Here is a 19616-nt window from a genome sequence, read left to right as displayed (position 1 = left end):
GCTGGGGGTCGCGCTCTCGCCGGGGTCGGCTCCAGTGTGGTTGGAGGCCGGCCGGGTGGGGCTCGGAGCGCCGGCCGGTGGGCGCGGCACTCGGCAGGAGCCGGTGGCGGATGGAGGCACGGGCGTGACGGGCATCGTCGTCGATCAACGGCTGTGTGTGGGGGCGGGTCACTGTGCCCGCCTCGTGCCCGACCTCTTCGATCAGGATCCGCGTACCGGGGTCGTGGTGTGGTTGGGCGGCGGGGGTGACGTCCCGGGTCGCGACGGACTGCGGGAGGTGGTCGCGCTCTGTCCGTCGGGTGCCCTGCGGTGGGAGGCTGCCGCCCCAAGTTGACAATGGTTTTCATCTCGGTGATGCTGTCGTCTGCGGGGGTCCCCCGCGACTACTGTGCTCGACCCCATACCGAGGAGCATCCCTTGGCGCATAGATTCGAACGACGTACGCTGTTGCGGGCCGGTGCGATGTCCCTGGCCGCCGTCGCAGGCGCGCCCATCCTCGCGGCCTGCTCCAACGACGACACTGCCCCCGCCGCAACGGCGTCCGGCACACCCGCACCCAGGTCCGGTGGGACCCTGCGGGCCGCGTTCGTTGGCGGCGGCGCGGCTGAAACGCTCAACTACCTCTTCGGGCCGACGGGTCTGGACTACGTCCGGGCCCGCAGTATGCACGGCGCACTCGGGGTGCTCGATCCGACAGCGGAGCACGGCGTCCGCTACGGCGTGCTGGAGCGCATCGACATCAGCGACGATCTGAGCACGTACACCGTGAAGGTCCGCCCCGGAGTCACCTTCACCGACGGAACCACTCTGACCGCCCGCGACGTGCTCTATTCGCTCAACGCCCCGGTCACCCTCGGTTCGCTGCCGTTCCTCAAGCCGCCGTCGCAGAACTTCGACCTGGCCGCCGCGAGCGTTGACGACGACCTGACCCTCGTGCTGCCGACGCTGCGTCCGATCGCCGACGGCCGGCTCGTGCTCTGTCAGAGCAGCCTGGTCTTCAAGGACGGCACCACCGAGTTCACCCCGGACATGCCGACCTGCGGGCCGTTCAAGCTGGTCGAGTTCGAGCCTGGTCAGGGCGCCGCCTTCGCCCGGCACGACGACTACTACGGCCTCGCCCTCGACGGCGGGCCGTACCTGGACGGGCTCGAACTGCGGACCATCCCGGACGCCGCCGCCCGGGTCAACGCGCTGACCGGCGGACAGGTCGACTTCGTCAGCGACATCGGGCCGGTTGCCGCCCGGACGGTGGGGGAGGACGAACGGTTCGCGGTGGCCGTCTCCGACCTGCCGTACGCGACGTCGCTGTCCTTCGGGCTCAATCTGTCCTTCACCCCGTTCGCCGACGTCCGGGTCCGGCAGGCGGTCAAGTACGCGATCGACCGCGAAGCGATCGTGCGTAACGTCTTCTTCGGTCGTGCTTTCGTCGGCAACGACCTGCCCTCCCTCGGCTTCACCGACTACGCCGAAGAGATCGAACAGCGGCCGTACGACCCCGACCGGGCGAAGGCGCTGCTCTCCGAGGCCGGGGTCGGTACGGTCAAGGTCGCCGTCACCACCGCGCCCGAGGTGGCCGGGATGGCCGAGACCGCGACGGTGGTGGTCGAGAACCTCAAGGCGGTCGGCATCGACGCCACCCTCGACCAGCGCCCGCCGGGACAACTGTTCTCCGACTTCGCCGCGTACACCCAGTTGCCGTTCGCGGCCAGCTACACCCCGCCGGTGCCGCCGCTGTCCAGCTACGCGGCGACCCGAACCGCCGGCTCGCCGTCCACTTTCGGTTTCAATCGGCCGGACATCGACGAGCTCGTCGCGCAGGCCCGTGGGGCGGTCGACGCCGACCAGCGGCGGGAAGCGGCGGTACAGGCGCAGCGGGTGATCTGGGAGGAAGGCAACCAGGTGATCCCGGTCTTCGCGCCGTCGATCAACGGGCACACCACCGCCGTGTACGGCGTGCGCGACGAACCGTTCAGCAGCTTCGAGCAGGCATACCTGGCGTGAGTCTGCTCCGGGTCGCCGCGCTGGTCGCCCGGCGTACCGCCGCCGCGGTGCTGGTCCTCGCCGTACTGTCGGTGCTGATCTTCACCGTGACCGAGGTGCTGCCGGGCGACGCGGTCGGCGTCGTCGCCGGTGCCGACGCGACCACGACCGATCGGGAAGAGCTCCGCCGGGAGCTCGGCCTCGACGTGGATCCGGTGCAGCGGTACGTCGATTGGGCGACTGCCGCCCTGCGCGGCGACCTGGGCACCGGGTACGTCGGCCGCCGCGAGGTGACCGAGGTGCTGGTTGACCGGCTGCCGAACAGCCTGTTGCTGACCACCCTGGCGATGGCGCTCGCGGTGCCGCTGGCCGTCGCGGTCGGCCTGGTCGCCGGTATGCGGGCCGGCCGGCGTACGGACCGGCTGCTCAGCACCGCGACCCTGGTCGCGGTCGGTGTCCCCGAGTTCCTCGTCGCGGCGTTGCTGGTGGCGGTGTTCGCCGCCGGCCTCGGTCTGCTACCCGAGGTTTCCCTGGTGCCGCTCGGCGGTCGGCCGTGGGACGAGCCCCGAATCCTGGTGCTTCCGGTCGCGGCGCTGGCGGTCGCGGCGCTCGCCGCCGCCGCACGGCTGCTGCGGGCCTCGGTCGCGGAGATTGCTTCGGCACCGTACATCGAAGCGGCCCGGCTGCGGGGGGTGACCGGTTTCCGGCTCGCCGTGCGACACGTGCTGCCGAACGCAGTGGCACCCGCCGTACAGGTGACCGCGGTCATGTTCGCCGGTCTGATCGGTGGCGCGGTGGTCGTCGAGACCTTGTTCAACTACCCAGGGATCGGCTACGAGCTTCAGCAGGCGGTGGCCAACCGGGACGTGCCGATGGTGCAGGGGCTGGCCCTGGCGACCTGCGCCACCGCGCTGGTCCTGCTGCTGCTCGGTGACCTCGCCCAACTCGCGCTGAATCCCGCGTCACGGGGGCGGTCATGACCAATACCGCGCCGGCGATGGCGGTCGGGCGGGTCGCCCACTCCCGGGTGACCCTGCTGCTCGCCGGCTTCGCAGCCGTCGGCGTCGTGCTCGTCGCGCTGGCCGGCCCACTGCTGGGCAGCAGGTCACCGACAGCACCGGTGGGACTGCCCTTCGAGGCCCCTACCGGGGCGTACCCGGCCGGCACCGACGCGGTCGGTCGCGACGTGCTGAGTCGCCTGCTGCACGGCGGTCGTGCCGTGGTACTCCTCGCTATTGGCGCGACCGCTCTCGCCAGCCTGTGCGGGGCGCTGCTCGGCGTGTTCGCCGGACTGATCGACCGACGGACCGGCGAACTGGTCGTCCGGGTGGTGGACGTCGTCGCGGTCGTGCCCGGGCTGCTGGTGCTGCTGGTGCTGGCGGCCGGCTTTCCGGGCAGCGACAGCGCGGTCCTCGTCGGGGTGGCGCTGGTCAGCCTGCCGTTCTCGGTGCGGGTCCTGCGTGCGGCGACCTGGCAGGTCGCGGTGCGTGGGTTCGTCGACACCGCGCGGGCGCGGGGGGACAGCCGGTGGCGGATCATCCGGTACGACCTCGTCCCGAACATCGTCGGCACCATGCTCGCCGAGGCCGGCATCCGGTTCTCTGCCGCCGTGCACCTTACCGCCACCGCCGGTTTCCTGGGCCTCGGCGCGGGTCCGCCCACCCCGAACTGGGGCCGGATGGTCAGTGAGAACGCGGCCGGGATCAACCTGACGGTCTGGCCGGTGCTGCTTCCGGCGCTGCTGCTGGTGCTCTTCACCGTGTCGGTGAACCTGCTCGCCGACGACCTCGCCGCCCGGTGGGCGGACCGGTGAGCGCCGATCGGCAGCTCGCGACGATCGACGGCCTCGTCGTCGGCCCGGCTGCGGGTGGGCCGCCCATCGTGGACGGGGTGCGGCTACGGATAGCGGCCGGCCAGGTGGTGGCGATGATGGGACGTTCCGGATCCGGCAAGAGCACGACGGCGCTGACGCTGCTGGGACACGTCCGGCCCGGACTGGCGCTGCGGGCCGGCGCCGTCCGGGTCGCCCGATACGATCCGTTCACCTCGGCCGGTGCCGCGGCGGTCCGCCATCGACATGTCGCCTACCTGCCACAGGACGCCGCCGCCACGTTGAATCCGTCCCGCCGGCTCGCCAGCCAGCTCGGCGAGGCCGTCGCCGACGCCGCACGGCGCGGCGAGACCCAGGGTGGTGCGACGGTGGCGCACCTGCTGGAAGCCGTACGGCTGCCCGCCGACCGGGACTTCCTGCGCCGGTACCCGCATCAGATCTCCGGCGGTCAGGCGCAGCGTGTCGCGTTCGCCATCGCCCTCGCGGCCGACCCGGACCTGCTTGTCCTCGACGAGCCGACCGCCGGCCTCGACCCGGTGCTGGCCCGTGGTGTACAGGAGCTGATCAGATCGTTGACCGGGCACCGGGCCACCTTGCTGATCAGCCATGACCCGGACCTGGTCCGGGCGGTCAGCGACGAGGTGGTCGTCCTGGACGGGGGTCGCCCGGCGGTCACCGGACCGCCCGACCGGGTCCTGGCCGCGCCGGCACCGGCCGGGCCCGGCCCCGCCACCGGGTCGGCCGACCCGGTGCTCGCGGTCCGGGGGTTGGGCACCCGGCACGGCCGGCGTACGGCGCTCGCCCGGGTGGATCTCGACGTCGCTGCTGGGGGTTGCCTCGCTGTCGTCGGCCCCTCGGGTGCCGGCAAGTCGACGCTCGCGCGATGCCTGGTCGGGCTGCATCCCTATGACGGAGCCGTCCTGCTCGACGGTGCGCCACTGCCGGAGACCACCCGGCGACGCAGTCCCGCCCAGCGACGTGACCTGCAGCTGGTGGCCCAGGACAGCGCGGGCGCGCTGAACCCCCGGGAGACCGTCGGCCACGCCCTGCTGCGTCCGCTGCGGCAGTTGCGTGGCCTCGACCCGCGAGCGGCCCTTGCGGCGGCGGGCGAGTTGCTGAACCGGGTGCATCTGCCGGCCGGCGTCGCCGATCGGCGACCGGGCACACTGTCCGGTGGGGAGCGTCAACGGGTCAACCTCGCGCGGGCGCTGGCCTGCCGGCCCCGCGTGCTGATCTGCGACGAGGTGACGTCCGCGCTCGACGTCGCGACGGCCGGTACGGTGCTGGGGCTGCTCGCCGAGCTGCGTCGTGACCTGGGGCTCGCGGTAGTGCTGATCACCCATGACCTGGCCGCCGTGGCCGGGTGGTCCGACGCGGTCGTCGTGCTCGACGCCGGCACGGCGGTGGAGTCCGGCCCGACCCTGGCGGTGCTCAGCTCACCGCGGCATGAGGTCACCCGGGCCCTGCTCGATGCGGCGGGCGGCCGGTGACGAGGAATCGGCCGGGCCTGAACTCATGACGGTTCGGCCGGCGTGGAGTGCGCCGGTGCGGTGTCGTCGTCGAGCGGAAAGCAGCCGGCGAACGGGTCCGGCAGGTCGCGCCAGCGGTCGAACCCGTCGGCGATCTCGTCGTCGGTGAGCAGGCACGCGGTCAACAGGTCGGTGAGCGCCGTCGCGTCGACTCGCAGGCCGACGAACGCCAGCGCCGTGCGGCGGTCACCGTAGTAGGGATCCCAGCTCAGGTCGGCGGCGATGCGACGGTAGTCGCTGGCCTCGCCCCACCGGTCCGCCGGCAGTGCCGCCAGCCAGTAGCCGAGGCTGCCCATCGCGACGCCGCCACCGGCGAACTCGAAGCCCACCACGGCGTCGGGCTGGCTGGCGATCCACAACTGCCCCCGCCCCCGGAGCAGATCCTCGGTGAGGTCCTCCAACGCGTCGTGCAGCCGCTGGGGGTGGAACGGGCGGCGGGTCTCGAACAGCAGCGACACCACGCCGCAGTCGCTGTCGGGAGCGTGCACGGCGATCGGGAAGCCTTCCAGGGCGCGACCGAGCGGGCCTGGCGCGGCCGGGTCGTGCCGGCCGGTGCGCAGCAACGCGGCCGCCAGATCGCCGTGCTGTCCGGTGTCTTGTGGCCCCGTGTCGTGCTTGGCGCCGATCTCTAGGTGCCGGGCCCAGGGCGCGAGCCGGTAAAGCAGAGCGGACAGCCGCGCCTGCTCGAAGGGGTCACCGGAGCGTTCCCACGAGACCACCGTGTCGGCGTACTCGATTTGGCGGACCACCACCTCGGCGACGGCCCGGTGGTCGTCGTCAGCGGCGTGCAACTGCCGGTCACGCAGGTCATCGGTGCTGGTCAGATCGTCGAGCAGGGACGCGGCGTCGACTACCGTGACGTACGAGTCGAACCGCACCACGTCGGTCACCGGCGCTCCGTCGACCAGGCAGTGCGCGCACGCGGCCGCGACCGCCTCAGGTTCGACCACGGTGGGCAGCACCAGCACGATCCCGTGTGCCGGATGCTGGCCGGCCAGCCGGGTCAGGGTCGGCAGGATGTCCTCGCGCAGCGTGCACGACACACAGCCGTGTACGAGTTCCACGGCGGTGTCCTCGATCAGCCCCTCGGCGCCGCGTACGGTGCGGCGCACCCGCCCGGAACGAATCGCGCTGATGTCGTGGCAGACCACGAGCAGTCGCTTGTCGGCGCTCAGCAGCTGCCGCGCGACGACGGCGGCGGCCGCCTCGGAGAAACTGGTGAGGACTGTGACGGCGGGACGCTGGTCGAGGTCCGGTGCGGAAGCGGTGGCGGTGGGGTTGGTACTCACCCCGCCATCTTGTTGGAAATGAATGTCGTTGTAAAGTGGTCGCCATGTCGAACATCTGTGATGTCACCGGTGCCAGGCCGAGCTTCGGCAACGCGGTGTCCCACTCCCACCGCCGCACCCGTCGTCGGTGGAACCCCAACGTTCAGCGCCGCCGGTTCCGGCTCGCCGACGGGCGAGCCATCCGTCTCAACGTGAGTACCACCGGCCTGCGGATCATCGACCGCGACGGCATTGACGCCGTCGTCGCCCGCCTGCGTGCCCGGGGAGTGAAGATCTGATGGCTCGTAGCACCGAGATCCGGCCCGTGATCAAGCTGCGCAGCACCGCCGGCACCGGGTACACCTACGTCACCCGCAAGAACCGCCGCAACGACCCCGACCGGCTGGTGCTGCGCAAGTACGATCCGATTGTCCGGCGACACGTCGAGTTCCGGGAGGAGCGCTGATGGCCCGCCGCAGCCTGGTCGAGCGGGAGAACCGGCGGGCGACCCTGGTCGCCCGCCACGCCGACCAGCGGGCCGCCCTCAAGAAACTGATCTCGGCACCCGGCACGGACCCCGACCAACGGGCCGATGCGGTCCGCGACCTCGCCGCACTGCCCCGCGACTCCAGTAGGGTCCGGCGCCGGACCCGCGACGCGATCGACGGTCGGCCCCGTGGCGTACTGCGCCGGTTCGGCCTGTCACGGGTGCGCTTCCGTGAGATGGCGCTCCGCGGTGAACTGCCCGGCATCCGCAAAGCGTCCTGGTAGAACGTCCGGTACTGTCCGGACAAGTTACCGGCCCGCCCGGTACGAGTGACACCCGGCACCACAACCGGCGGCCACCCCCGTGGCGGCCGCCGGTTTGTCGAGCTGTTGGTTGTCGCGCTGCCGGTGGCGCACCTGGCGGACCGGTCAACCTAACGGTCGACGAGGCGCCAGCCCTGCGTCTCGACCCGCTCACGCCAGAACGAGGCGTACAGGCCGTCCCGGTCGACGAGTGCGTCGTGGGTGCCCCGGTCGACGATCCGCCCGGCGGACAGCACCAGGATCTGGTCCGCGGCCTGCACGGTCTGCAGCCGATGGGCGATGACCAGCAGAGTCGCCCGGCTGGCCAGCGCGGCCACCGCGGTCTGCACCGCCGCGTCGGCCTCGGCGTCCAGGGAGGCGGTCGCCTCGTCGAGCACGACGATCGGCGCGTCCTTGAGCAGCGCCCGGGCGATCGACACCCGCTGGCGCTGCCCGCCGGACAACGCCGTACCTCCCTCACCGACCGGGGTGTCCAGCCCGGCCGGCAGGTCGGCGACGACGTCGGCGAGACCGGCCCGGTCGACGGCCTCGCGTACCTCGTCGTCGTCGGCCTCCGGTCGGCCGAGCCGGACGTTGTCGGCGAGGGTGCCGTCGAACAGGTACACGTCCTGGAAGACGAACGACACCCGCGACGCCAGGTCCGCCGGGGTGATGTCCCGTACGTCGACCCCGCCGACGCTTACCGCCCCGCTGTCGACGTCCCAGAACCGGGCCAGCAGGCGGGCCACCGTCGTCTTGCCGGCGCCGGACGGCCCGACCAGCGCGGTCATGCTCCGCTGCGGCAACGTGAAGCTCACCCCGCGCAGCACCGGCCGCCCGTCGTAGCCGAACCGCACGTCGTCGAAGACGACCTCGCCACCGTCCGGCCGCCGGGGCTGACGCGGCTCGGGCAGCGTCGCGGCCTCCAGCACCCGGTTCACCCCGGCGAGGTGCCCCGCCGCCATCCGCAGCGACGCGCCGAGTTCGGCGGCCGTGGCCAGCGGCTCGGTGAAGCGGACCGTCAACACCAGCACGGCGGTCAGCGTCGCGGCGTCGAGCGCGCCGCCGATCGCCAGGTGCACCCCGAGCAGCAGTACGGTGCCGAGCAGGACCCGGACGGCGAATCCGAAGGAGACCAGCCCGACGACGGCGCGGCCCAGCAGAGCCCGGTCCACGCGGCGCTGCGCCAGCAGGGCGTCGTCGAGCAGCCGGTGCTCGCGGGCGGTCCGCCCGTACGCCCGCAGCAGCGGCTGCGCCTGAGCGAACTCGACGATCCGGGCCGCCGCGTCGTCCATCACCCGGTGCCGGTCGGCGTCGGCACGGGCCACCGCCCGGTTGCTCCATCGCAGGATGAGCAGCAGCAGCGGGGCGGCCACGGCCACGGCGATCCCGAGTCGCGGCTCGACGACCAGCAGCGCCAGCACCACCACCAACGGTGTCACCGCAGCGGTCACGATCGGCCGCATCAGGTGCGCGGGCACGTTCATCAGCTGCAGTACGCTCTGGCTCGCCAGCCGACTGACCTCGCCGGTGCGGGCCGGGCTGAACCAGCCCAGCGGTAGTTGGGCGATCTTTTCGCCGAGCCGCTGGTGCAGCACCCGGGCCACCGACTGTCCGGTGGCGAAGCCGAGGTACTGCCCCGACCAGGTCAGCATCGCGTAGCAGACGACCGCGACGCCGAAAGCGGCCAGCCAGGGCAGCGCCGCCGCTGGCCGCTCGCCGAGCGCCCCTCGGACCAGCGGCACCAGCATGGCGTACGCGACGCCCTGGGCGGTGGCCGCCGCGACCAGCAGGACGAGCAGGCGCCGCAGCGGTCCGGCCTGGGCAGGGCCGAGTGCGGCGGACAGGTCGCGGATCATGCCGACTCCTGGGCGATACTGGCCGTCGCCGGCCGCTGGGGTTCCTGGGCCTGCCACATCCGGGCGTACCGCCCGTCACGGGCGAGCAGTTGGGGATGGGTGCCCTGCTCGACGACCCGTCCCTGGTCGAGGACGACGATCTGGTCGGCGGCGCGGACGCTGGCCAGCCGGTGCGCGATGACCAGCAGGGTGCGGCCGGCGGCCAGGGCGGACAACGCCCGCTGGATCGCGGACTCGGCGTGCGGGTCGGCGTAGGCGGTCGCCTCGTCGAGTACCAGCACCGGCGGGTCGGCGAGCAGCGCCCGGGCGATGGAGATTCGTTGCGCCTCACCGCCGGAGAAGGAGACGTCGACGCCGACGACGGCCTCGTAGCCGGTCGGCTCGGCGACGATCCGTTCGTGGATCTGCGCGGCCCGCGCGGCGGCTTCGATCTCGTCGGGGCCGGCGTCCGGGCGGGCCAGGGCGATGTTCTCCGCGACGCTGGCCCGCAGCAGGATCACGTCCTGCAGGACGAACCCGATGGTCTGGTGCAGCGCCGCCGGGTCCAGCTCCTCGATGGCGACCCCGCCGACACTGACCTGGCCGGCGGTCGGCCGGTGGAAGCCGGCGATCAGCCGGGCCACCGTCGACTTGCCGGCCCCGGAGGGCCCGACCAGCGCGGTGACGGTGCCCGGGGCGAGTTCCAGATCGACGCCGTCGAGCACTGGGCGTGTGCCGTCGTAGGAGAAGCTGACCCCGGTCAACCGGACCGACGTGCCGTCCGGGCGGCCGGTACCGCCGCCGCCCCGGTCGTCGGGGTGCCGGATGAGGGCGGCGACCTCGGCCGCCGCACCGAGGCCGGTCCGCAGCGCCTGCACTCGGCCGCCGATGCCGGCTGCCGGCGCGGCCACCGCCGGTGCCAGCAGCACGAACGCCACCAGCGCCGACGGCGTGAGCTGCCCGACGACTGCGGCGGGTACGCCGATGCCGAGCACGATCAGCAGGACGACCGGTGCGGTGACCACCAGCTGTGACGCGGTGGTGATCCCGGTGGTGCCGGCGGCCCAGCGGGCGAAGAAGTCGCTGAACGCCTCGGCGGCCTGCCGGAACCGTCGGTGCGCGACGCCGGTCTGGCTGAAGGTCTTCAGCACGGCGATGCCGTCGACGAACTCCACCGCCGCGCTGTTGATCTCTTGGGCGGCCTGACCGTATGCCGCCATCTTCGGTCCCGCTCCGGCCATCGCCCGGCGGAACAGGCCGAGCCCGGCGGCCAGCGGCAGCAGGCTGACCAGGGCGAGCCACCAGGCGACGCCGGTCAGGTAGGCCACCGCGACCAGCGGTGTCACGACCACGGCGGTCACGTCGAGCACGGTGTGCGCCACCAGGTAGTGCATGGTCTGTACGTCGTCGTGCACGACCTTCTTCACCCGGCCGGAGCCCTGCTGGGTGAACCAGGTCAGTGGCATCCGGCTGAGCCGGTCGGCCAGGGCGCGCCGCAGCCGCAACTGCAGCCGGCTGTCGGCGAGGTGGGTGACGACGGTGGCGGCCGTGGCGAGCAGGACGGCGGCCACCGCCGCGCCCGCGCCGGCCAGGGCCACCGGCCACACCGTGTCGGGCGGGGCGGGGCCCAGCAACCGGTCGCCGACCCGCGCCATCGCGATGAGCACGCCGACGCCGGCGGCGCTGGCCAGTGCCTGTAGGACCATCGCGAGGGCCAGGGGGGCGCGGACCGGGCCGAGAACCGTTGCCAACGGTCGGGGTCTGTCGGTGTCGGTCATAGTAGTCCGAAATCGTACTCGTTTTCATTAGCGTCGTGGGTCTCCGCCGCGACGGCCGCTGCCACCTCGGCCACCGTCGCCGCCGCCAGGAACCGTCGGACCGGCACCTCGACGCCGTACCGCTGCCGTATCGAGGTGAGCATCCGCAGCGCGCTGACACTGTCCCCACCCAGCGTGAAGAAGTTCGCCTCCCGGTCGGCCACCGGCACACCCAGCAGCTCCTGCCAGAGCTGCGCGACCGCCGTCTCGGTGTCGCCGGACGGTGGCCGTGCCTGCGGATCGTCCTCGGTCGCCGCCGCCAGCTCGCTGAGGGCGGACCGGTCCACCTTGCCGTTGCCGGTCAGCGGCAGCGCGTCGACGACGGTGATCCGGGCCGGGATCGCGTACCGGGGTAGCCGTTCGCCGAGGAAGCGGCGCAGCGCGGCCGTCATGTCCGACGATCCGTCGCCGGCCTCGACGAACCCGTGCAGCCGACGGGCGGCACGCCCGCCGGTGACCACCACGACGGCCCGGCCGGTGTCCGGGTGTGCCTCCATGGCGGCCTCGATCTCGCCGAGCTCCAGCCGGTGACCGCCCACCTTGACCTGGTGGTCGACGCGACCCAGGAACTCCAGGGTGCCGTCCGGCCAGTAGCGACCCAGGTCGCCGGTGCGGTACCAGCGGCCCGACCGGTCGGTGACGAACTTCTCCGTGGTCCGTGCGGGATCACCCCGGTAGCCACGGGCCACCCCACGGCCGCCGATCCACAATTCGCCGGACACCCAGTCCGGCCGGTCCCGTCCCGCGTCGTCGACCACCCGGTACGCCTGGTTGGCCAGCGGGAACCCGTACGGCACCGACCGCCAGTGGTCGGGCACCTCGGCCACCTCGAACGCGTTTGACCAGATCGACGCCTCCGTGGCACCGCCGAGCGCGATCAGCCGGCACGCCCCACCGGCGCGTCCGGCGGTCGCGGCGGTCAGCCGGCCGGGCAGGTCCAGGCCGACCCAGTCGCCGGACACCAGCGCCAGCCGCAGGCTCGCCGGAAGCCCGTCGGGTTCGGCCGCCACCAGCAGCATCTCCAACAACGTCGGTACTGTGTTCCACAGTGTCACGCCGTGCGTGGCGACCAGCGCGAGCCAGCGGCGGGCGTCGCGTCGCTCGTCCTCGGCCGGCAGCACCAGCGTGCCACCGGCACCGAGGACACCGAAGATGTCGTACACCGACAGATCGAAGTCGAGCGCGGACAGGGCGAGTACCCGGTCGTCCGGCCCGACGCCGAACCTGGTGCTGATGTCGGTGCAGGTGTTCGCCGCCGCGTCGTGGCTGACCTCGACGCCCTTCGGGGTGCCGGTGGACCCGGAGGTGAAGATGACGTACGCCGGATCGTCCGGGTCGACCGGCACCGGCGCGGCCAGCGGCGTCGCCGCGAGCGCCGCCGCCACCGCCACCGACAGCGCCGGAGCCGGGCCGGTGTCCGCGTCGTCGGCGGTGATCACCGCCGTGACGCCCGCGGCCCGGTAGATCCGCTCGCGACGCAGCGCGGGCTGCTCCACCCCGACCGGTACGTACACCGCGCCGGCGGCGAGGACGCCGAGGGCCGCCACCACCTGGTCCGGGCCCTTCGGCAGAGTGATCGCCACCGGATCGCCACGGCGTACCCCGGCGGTGACCAGCGCGCCGGCGATCCGCAGCGCCCGCTCGGCCAGCTCGGTGTAGGTCATCGTGGCCGGACCGCCGCCGCTGTCGTGCCAGATGAGCGCCGGGTGCTCCGGCGCGCAGTGGGCGGCGGCGAAGGCGCGGCCGTGCAGCGACTGCCGGGGGATCGGCGCGTCGGTGGCGTTGATCCGCTCCCGGACCGTCCGCTGCCCGGTCGGCAGCAGCGCTGGTACCGGCGTGTCCCAGTCGGCACCAGCGAGATGGTCGAGCAGGCCCAGGTAGGCCTCGAACATCGCGTCCAGTACACCGGGCAGGAACAGCTCGTCGACGCTGTCCCAGGTCACCAGCAACCCGTCGTGCGACTCCAGCACCTGGTTGTCCAGACACACCTGGGGTGACTGGGAGATGCCCCAGACCGGTTGCGGGAACGGCTCCGAGCGGTCCATGGACACCCCGTCGCCGACGCCGATCGCGCTGGTGAACACGACCGGCATCGCCTCCATGCTGCCGGTGACCCGGGCCAGTTCCCGCAGCAGCCAGGACGGGCTGACCTCGCGGTGGTCCAGGTCTTCACCCATCCGCCGGTGCAGCGCGGTGGCGTCGGCCAGGAAGGTGCCGCCGACGGTCGGCCGGTAGTCGGCCAGCGACAAGGTGGTGAAGTCGCCGAGTACCCGGTAGATGTGCGGATGCGCGTCGCGCCGGTTGAACAACGTCAGGGTGACGGTCAGGTCACGCCGGCCGCTCCAGGCACCGAGCACCTCGGCGTACGCGGCGAGCAGCACCGTCGACGGGGTGAGCCCGTGCCGGCGGGCCCGGTCCCGGACCGCCGCCCACGCCTGCGGTGCCAGGTGGTGCTGCCGGCGGGTGAACCGAGGTCGGGTCACCTCGGCCGGGTGGCGGGTGGTCGGCAACTGCGGCGCGGGCGGAAGGCCGGCGAGGCGTCGCGTCCAGTACCGCTGGTCCTGCTCGACGACCTCGGGATCCGGGCGGACCTGCAGCAGGTAGTCGCGGAACGACACCTCGATCGGCGGCAGGTCGGCGTCCGGCTGCCGATAGAGCAGGTCGAGCTCGGTGTAGAGGGTCATGATCGACAGAGCGTCGAAGACGATGTAGTCGAGTCCGACCGCGACCCTGGTACGGACCTGTCCGGCCTCGCGGTAGCGCACCGCCGCCACGTCGAACAGCGGCCAGCGGGCCAGGTCGGTCAGCAGGTGCGACCGGATCGTCCGGAGCTGCTCCAGCGCGGTGGCCGGATCGGCGTCGCCCGCGTCGCCCGCGTCGATCAGGTCGACCAGGTCGATCCGGACCGGCGGCACCTCGGGCAGGATCCGCTGGTTGCCGTCGCCGTCGAACACGGCCCGCAGCATCTCGTGCCGGTCGACCAGCCGTTGCCAGGCGTGTCGCAGCCGATCGAGGTCGACGTCGAGCCCGTCGAACTCGATGTACTGCCAGGTGCCGACCCCGCCGAGCGGCAGTCGGGGGTCGCGGCCCACGAAGTAGGCGCGCTGCACGTCCGTCGGCGGGAATGGTTCGTGCCGGTGCGCCAGGTCGGCGACCACCACCGGTTCGGCGATCTGGCTCGGGTCGGCGGCCGGCGTACCGGGCCGGGACGCGGCGTCGTCCAGTGTCAGACCGGCGGCGAAGTCCGCCAGCCGGGGGTTGGCGAACAGGGCGGCCAGCCGGGCCCCCCGCACGCCGCTGCCGCGCAGCCGGACCAGCAGGCCGGTGGCGAGCAGCGAGTCACCACCGAGGGCGAAGAACGAATCGTCCCGGCTCACCCGGGCCACGCCGAGCAGTTCGGACCAGACCTCGGCGACCAGCGTCTCCAGCGCGCCCTGCGGTGGCTGCGCCGGCCGCTCACCGCCGCGCCGCAGCTCGGCGTCGGCGGTCAACGCCGACCGTACGGCGGACCGGTCCACCTTGCCGTTGCCGGTCAACGGCAGTCGCGGCCACACCGTGACGCTGTCACACCGCATGTGCTCCGGCAGCCGGTCGGCGAGCCAACCGTCCAGATCGTCCGGCGGGCCGGCGTCCGTTCCGGCGGACGACATCGTGACGGCTGCGGCCAGCCGGCGGGCCGGACCCTCGCCGGTCACCACGGCGACCGCCAGATCGATCGCCGGATGGGCGACGAGCGCCGCCTCGACCTCGCCGAGCTCGATTCGGTGCCCCCGGATCTTGACCTGGTGGTCGGCCCGGCCGAGGAATTCCAGGGTGCCGTCCGGCCGGTAGCGGGCCAGGTCACCGCTGCGGTACCAGCGCCGTCCGGCGTACGTGACGAACCTGTCGGCGGTGCGCTGCGGGTCGCCCCGGTAGCCACGGGCGAGGCTGGCGCCGCCGACCCACAGCTCACCGGGCACCCAGTCGGGCCGGTCCCGGTCGTCGGCGTCGGCCACCCGGCAGACCACGTTGTCCAGCGGCACCCCCCAGGGCATCGACATCTCCTGCGGGCTGGTGGGCGGCACCTCGAAGACGGTGGAGTGGATCGCCGCCTCCGTCATGCCGCCGAGGGCGAGGAACCGGCAGGCCGGGGCGACGGTCCGCAGCCGGCCCGGCAGGTCAGGCCCGATCACGTCGCCGCCGAGCAGGACGGCCCGCAGCGCCGTCGCCGGCTGGGGGTCCGCCGAGTCGGCCGCTGGCCGGTCCGTGGCGGCGACCAGCAGCATGTCGAGCAGCGCCGGTACGGTGTTCCACACGCTGACCCGGTGCCGGGTCACCAGCCGCCACCAGCTGGCAGCGTCGCGCCGCTGGTCCTCACCGACGACCACCAGGGCGCCGCCGACGGTGAGCAGGCCGAAGACGTCGTACACCGACAGGTCGAACTCCAGCCCCGACAGGGTCAGCACCCGGTCGTCGGGGCCGAGGTCGAGCCGGGCGTTCAGCGCGTCGACGGTGTTCATCGCCGCCGCGTGGGTCACCTCCACCCCCTTCGGATCCCCTGTGGATCCGGAGGTGAACAGCACGTACCCGAGTGACTGCGGATCGACCGGCGTGGGCGGCGACGGTGCCCGCGTCGCCGCGTCGCCGACCAGCACCGGTCGGGCCCCGGCGGCCGACACCCGCTCGCGGTGGTCCCGGTCGGTGAGCACCACCCGCACCCCGCCGAGGGTGTGCACCCGGGCCCGACGGTGTGCCGGCTGGTCGATGCCGACCGGCACGTAGCAGGCCCCGGCGGCGAGCACACCGAGCACCGCCACGATCTGATCGGTCCCCTTGGGCAGGGTGACGCCGACCGGGTCACCGGGGCGCACCCCGTGCCCGGCGAGGAGCGTGTGGACGCGCGCGGCGGCGTCGGCCAGCTCGGCGTAGCTGACCGTGCGTGCGTCGTCGATGATGGCGGGCTGAAGTGGCTGTTCGGCGGCCTGCCGCAGGAAGCCGTCGTGCAGACAGCGCGCCGGCCGGTCGACCACTGTCGCGTTGACCGTCTCACGGACCGCCGCCTGCCCGGCCGGCAGCATCGACCCCACCGGGCGCAGCCAGGCATCGTCGGTGCCGACCAGCGACTCCACCAGCTCCCGGTACGCGGCGAAGGCCGCCGTCGCCACCCCGTCGGCCAGGACGTCGAGCCGCACGTCCCAGTTCAGCAGCAGTCCGCCGTCGAGCTCGGTGACCTGGGCGTCGAGCCACACCTGCGGGCCCTGCGAGATGATCCACGACGGCGCACCGAAGGTGTCCTGCAATGCCGTGTCGTAGATCTCACCGAGGCCCAACGCGCTGGTGTAGACGACCGGGGCGAGCACCGGCTGCCCCGTCTGGCGGGACAGGTCACGCAGTACCTCCACCCCGGCGTACGCGCCGTGGTCGACGGCGGCGTGCAGATCCGACTGCACCCGGCGGGCCCGGTCCGTGAACGGCAGCACCCCGCCGGTGTCGACGCCGAGCAGCACCGAGCTGGAGAAGTCACCGACCAGTAGGTCCACCCCGGACACCAATGGCTCCCGGGCGAACAGTGGAAGGTTGAGCAGGAACCGGCGGTCGTTGCTGAACGCTCCGAGCACCTCGGCGAAGGCGGTCGCCAGCGCGGCCGCCGGCGTCACCTGGTGTCGGGCCGCCCGCTCCAGCAGCGTCTGTTTGCGTTGCGGGTCGAGCCAGTGGTGCAGCCGTTCGCTGCGCACGGCGGCACCCGGCCGGCCGGCGTCCGGACGCAGTGGTAGCTGCGGGCCGCCGGGCAGGTCGTTGAGGCGGTCCCGCCACCAGTCGCAGGCCCGGTCCCGATCGGTCGCCGCCGCCCGCCGGTGCGCGGCCAGGTAGTCGGGGAAGCTCGAGGTGACCGCCGGCAGCGGTTCCGCCGGCTGCTGGTACAGCCGGCGCAGGTCGTTCAGCAGGATCCGCATGCTCAGCGCGTCCGCGACCAGCATGTCGAGGTCGACGTGCAGCCGGGTGGCACCGTCGGGCAGCAGACTCACCGCGACGGCGAGGACCTCGCCGTGTTCGACGTCCATCCGCTGGTGGGTGTACCGCTGCCGCAGCTCGGCCAACCGCCGCTCCACCTCCTGCGGTGCCTGCGTCCGCAGGTCGTGCACGGTCAACGCCGGTCCACCCTCGGCGACGATCCGTTGCCGCCCGGTGTCGTCGAAGCGGGCGCGCAGCATCCCGTGGCGGGCCGACAGCGCGGCCAGCGCACGGTTCAGGGCCTGCGGGTCGACGCCGTGGCCGTCGAACTCGACGTAGAAGTGGGCGGCGACCCCGCCGTACGGCTGGTTGTCCTGCCGGCCGATCCAGTACGCGTACTGCATGGTCGCCAGTTCGAGGGGTGCCGTTGGGTCGACCGGTCCGGTGACGTCGTCGGTCGGTGTCGTGCCCGGCCCGCCATCGGCGTCGTCGGTGCCCCCACCGGGGCTGCCGGTCGGGGTGTCGGTACGGTCCCCGGCCGGGGCGGCGGCGAGCGCGGCTGCCCAGTCGGCCAGCGTCGGTGCCTCGGCCAGCTGCTCGAAGGTGACCGGGTGTCCGGCCCGGCGCCACCCGGAGACCAGCCGGATCAGGGTGAGCGAGTCCAGTCCGAGCGTGAACAGGTCCGCGTCGGCGGTCAGCTCGGCGTACTCGACGTTGAGGGCCGCGGCGACCGCCGCCCGCACCGGGTCGACGTCCGACGGCGGCACACCCGCTGAAGTGGTGCTCCCGTCGGCGGCTGCCTGGTCGGCGGTGTGCGGGGACGAGATGGTCATCGCGCCTGGCCTTCGCTGTCCGTCGGCCGACGGCCGTTGTCCTGGTCGGTCACTGGTGCCGGCGGCTGTGCCGGTACGCCGCCGATGCCCCAGCGGTCGGCGGGTGCGGCCGTCAGTACCACCCAGGTCTGCGCCCGCGCGTCCTCGCCGAGTACCTCGCCGACGGCGTCGGACAGCCGGGTGACGAGCGCTTCCTGCACGGCCGGGGTGAGCCGTTCCTCGAAGATGCGGACGTCGATGAAGGGCATGAGATCTCCGTTTCGGTGTCGGGTTACCGGACTCAGGCCGACGTCACGGTGTGGTCGGGCAGCGGGACGGCGATGTCCGCGGGTGGCGGTCCGGCCGGCGACGGCGTCGTGTCGAGAGCTGCGGTGACCGCCTCGATCAGGTAGTCGAGCTGGGCATCGGTGATTCCCGGATGGCACGGCAGGTTGATCTGCTCGTCGAACCAGAGCCGCTCGGCGACCGGGGACTCACCTCGACGGTGGCCGCGGGCCCGCCACTCGGGGGTCAGATGCAGTGGGAAGTAGCGCAGTTGGACCTCCACCCCGCGGCGGTCCAGTTCCCGGACCAGGTACTCACGCGTCGCCCGGCCGGCCTCGACGAAGAAGGTGTACAGGTGGTAGGCGTGACCGATCCCCGGCGGCGGTCGGTGCAGCCGGACCTGCGGGTAGCGGCCGATGCACTCGTCGAGTCGTTCGGCGATGTAGCGGCGGCGGGCGGCGAGTCGCGCCATGCGGTCGAGCTGCACGATTCCCACCGCAGCGGCGGCCTCGGACATGGTGGCGTTCGTACCGGGTCTTCTGACGCGTGCATAGTCGCGTCCGTAGACCTCCTCGGAGAATCGCATCCAGGGCAGCAGGGGAGTGGGCGGCGGTTCCGGGAAGCGGGCCGGACCAAGTTCGACATCGGGCTGGTTCGACCGGATGCGGTCGATTCGCTCGACCCATTCGTCGCGGTCGAAAGTGAGCATTCCGCCCTCGCCCAGGGTGGTGATGTTCTTCGAGTTGTGGAAGCTGAAGCATCCGATGTCACCTAGTGCCCCGGGGCGGCGTCCGTGCCAGGTCGCACCGATCGCGTGGGCGCAGTCTTCGATGACCACGGCACCGTACCGGTGGGCGGCTGCGACGATGCGGCCCATGTCGGCCGGATACCCGCCGTAGTGGACCAGGATCACTGCCGCGGTGCGGTCGTTCACCGCCGCCTCCACCGCAGCCGGGTCGATGTTGAGTGACACCGGGTCGACGTCGCAGAAACGCACCCGCACGTCGTGCGCCAGCAGCGGGTGGATCGTCGCGGAGAAGGTCTGCGGCGTGGTGAGCACCTCGTCTCCCGGGCGGAGGTCGGCGAGGTGGATCGCCAGTTCGAGCGCCACGGTCCCGCTGGTCACCGACAGCGCGTGTCGAGTGCCTACGTGGGCGGCGAACCGTCGTTCGAAGGCCGTCCGACATGCGCCGGCCGACAGGGTCTGTCCGGAGTCGACCAGCTTGGTGATCGCGGCGAGTTCTGCGGCGTCGAGCACGCTGCCGCGCGTCGGAAAGGAAACCTGGTAGTCCTGATCGTCCATTGGTTCCGCAGCTCCTGCGATGGCGATGGGTGGACGGGAAACTAGCATGCCGAGTCGGCTGTGCAAAAGTGTTGATAGCTTGATCTGATTTGTTTATGGGCAGGCTGGAATGAGCATTGACGGACGCGCCGAAAAATGCTCCCGAGTGTGATCAGAAAGACTCTTCCAACTCCTCCTTGTTGACATCCGATGTGCTGGTCGACTTCACTGGTACGCGCTACCGGCTATTCGCC

General features: G+C 72.5%; 14 protein-coding genes. 8 read left to right on the top strand and 6 right to left on the bottom strand.

Annotation, left to right across the window (positions count from 1 at the left end; genetic code table 11):
- Positions 1–124: 124 nt before the first annotated feature.
- The 5 genes from O7610_RS08325 to O7610_RS08305 all read left to right on the top strand — a co-directional run bounded on the left by O7610_RS08325 (position 125) and on the right by O7610_RS08305 (position 5301).
- Positions 125–334: a ferredoxin gene (locus O7610_RS08325; protein ID WP_289212983.1), complete on the top strand. Its 210-nt coding sequence runs from the start codon at positions 125–127 to the stop codon at positions 332–334.
- An 83-nt stretch (positions 335–417) separates the two neighbouring features.
- A complete protein-coding gene (locus tag O7610_RS08320; RefSeq protein ID WP_289212982.1) occupies positions 418–2001 on the top strand; it encodes an ABC transporter substrate-binding protein in 1584 nt (527 codons plus the stop codon).
- Positions 1998–2960: an ABC transporter permease gene (locus tag O7610_RS08315; RefSeq protein ID WP_289212981.1), complete on the top strand. Its 963-nt coding sequence runs from the start codon at positions 1998–2000 to the stop codon at positions 2958–2960. The genes O7610_RS08320 and O7610_RS08315 overlap by 4 nt, the downstream gene beginning before the upstream one ends.
- The gene (locus O7610_RS08310) at positions 2957–3793 is read left to right on the top strand and encodes an ABC transporter permease (RefSeq protein WP_281555147.1); all 837 of its coding nucleotides are present in this window, start codon (positions 2957–2959) and stop codon (positions 3791–3793) included. Before O7610_RS08315 ends, O7610_RS08310 begins: the two co-directional genes overlap by 4 nt.
- The gene (locus O7610_RS08305; RefSeq protein WP_289212980.1) at positions 3790–5301 is read left to right on the top strand and encodes an ABC transporter ATP-binding protein; all 1512 of its coding nucleotides are present in this window, start codon (positions 3790–3792) and stop codon (positions 5299–5301) included. The genes O7610_RS08310 and O7610_RS08305 overlap by 4 nt, the downstream gene beginning before the upstream one ends.
- 23 nt (positions 5302–5324) lie before the next feature.
- Here O7610_RS08305 and O7610_RS08300 read toward each other — a convergent pair whose 3' ends face one another.
- Positions 5325–6629 (bottom strand): CobW family GTP-binding protein, encoded by a 1305-nt coding sequence (locus tag O7610_RS08300; RefSeq protein ID WP_289212979.1) that lies wholly within the window; start codon positions 6627–6629, stop codon positions 5325–5327.
- Positions 6630–6673: 44 nt separating this feature from the next.
- On the opposite strand from O7610_RS08300, the gene rpmB reads away from it, so the two are divergent.
- The 3 genes from rpmB to rpsN are packed head-to-tail and all read left to right on the top strand — an operon-like array spanning position 6674 to position 7379.
- Entirely contained in the window at positions 6674–6907 is a 234-nt protein-coding gene (rpmB, locus tag O7610_RS08295; RefSeq protein ID WP_289212978.1) for a 50S ribosomal protein L28, read from the top strand.
- On the top strand, positions 6907–7074 hold the full coding sequence (gene rpmG / locus O7610_RS08290; RefSeq protein WP_289212977.1) for a 50S ribosomal protein L33: 168 nt from the start codon (positions 6907–6909) through the stop codon (positions 7072–7074). Before rpmB ends, rpmG begins: the two co-directional genes overlap by 1 nt.
- On the top strand, positions 7074–7379 hold the full coding sequence (rpsN, locus tag O7610_RS08285) for a 30S ribosomal protein S14 (protein ID WP_289212976.1): 306 nt from the start codon (positions 7074–7076) through the stop codon (positions 7377–7379). The genes rpmG and rpsN overlap by 1 nt, the downstream gene beginning before the upstream one ends.
- A 149-nt stretch (positions 7380–7528) precedes the next feature.
- On the opposite strand, the gene O7610_RS08280 is transcribed toward rpsN, so the two are convergent.
- Genes O7610_RS08280 through O7610_RS08260 form a run of 5 tightly spaced genes read right to left on the bottom strand, consistent with a single transcriptional unit; the run spans position 7529 to position 19383 of the window.
- Positions 7529–9256, bottom strand: a complete 1728-nt coding sequence (locus O7610_RS08280) for an ABC transporter ATP-binding protein (protein ID WP_289212975.1) — start codon at positions 9254–9256, stop codon at positions 7529–7531.
- Entirely contained in the window at positions 9253–11013 is a 1761-nt protein-coding gene (locus tag O7610_RS08275; protein WP_289212974.1) for an ABC transporter ATP-binding protein, read from the bottom strand. The genes O7610_RS08280 and O7610_RS08275 overlap by 4 nt, the downstream gene beginning before the upstream one ends.
- On the bottom strand, positions 11010–17816 hold the full coding sequence (locus tag O7610_RS08270) for a non-ribosomal peptide synthetase (protein WP_289212973.1): 6807 nt from the start codon (positions 17814–17816) through the stop codon (positions 11010–11012). Before O7610_RS08270 ends, O7610_RS08275 begins: the two co-directional genes overlap by 4 nt.
- Positions 17813–18064: a tautomerase family protein gene (locus O7610_RS08265; RefSeq protein WP_289212972.1), complete on the bottom strand. Its 252-nt coding sequence runs from the start codon at positions 18062–18064 to the stop codon at positions 17813–17815. The genes O7610_RS08270 and O7610_RS08265 overlap by 4 nt, the downstream gene beginning before the upstream one ends.
- A 32-nt stretch (positions 18065–18096) precedes the next feature.
- Positions 18097–19383: a DegT/DnrJ/EryC1/StrS family aminotransferase gene (locus tag O7610_RS08260; RefSeq protein ID WP_289212971.1), complete on the bottom strand. Its 1287-nt coding sequence runs from the start codon at positions 19381–19383 to the stop codon at positions 18097–18099.
- Positions 19384–19616: the final 233 nt, after the last annotated feature.

Origin of the sequence: Solwaraspora sp. WMMA2065, from assembly GCF_030345075.1 — a bacterium.
Classification (GTDB): Bacteria; Actinomycetota; Actinomycetes; order Mycobacteriales; family Micromonosporaceae; genus Micromonospora_E.
The sequence above is the reverse complement of the archived record's forward strand: the minus strand, read 5'-3'. Positions and strand labels throughout refer to the sequence as shown.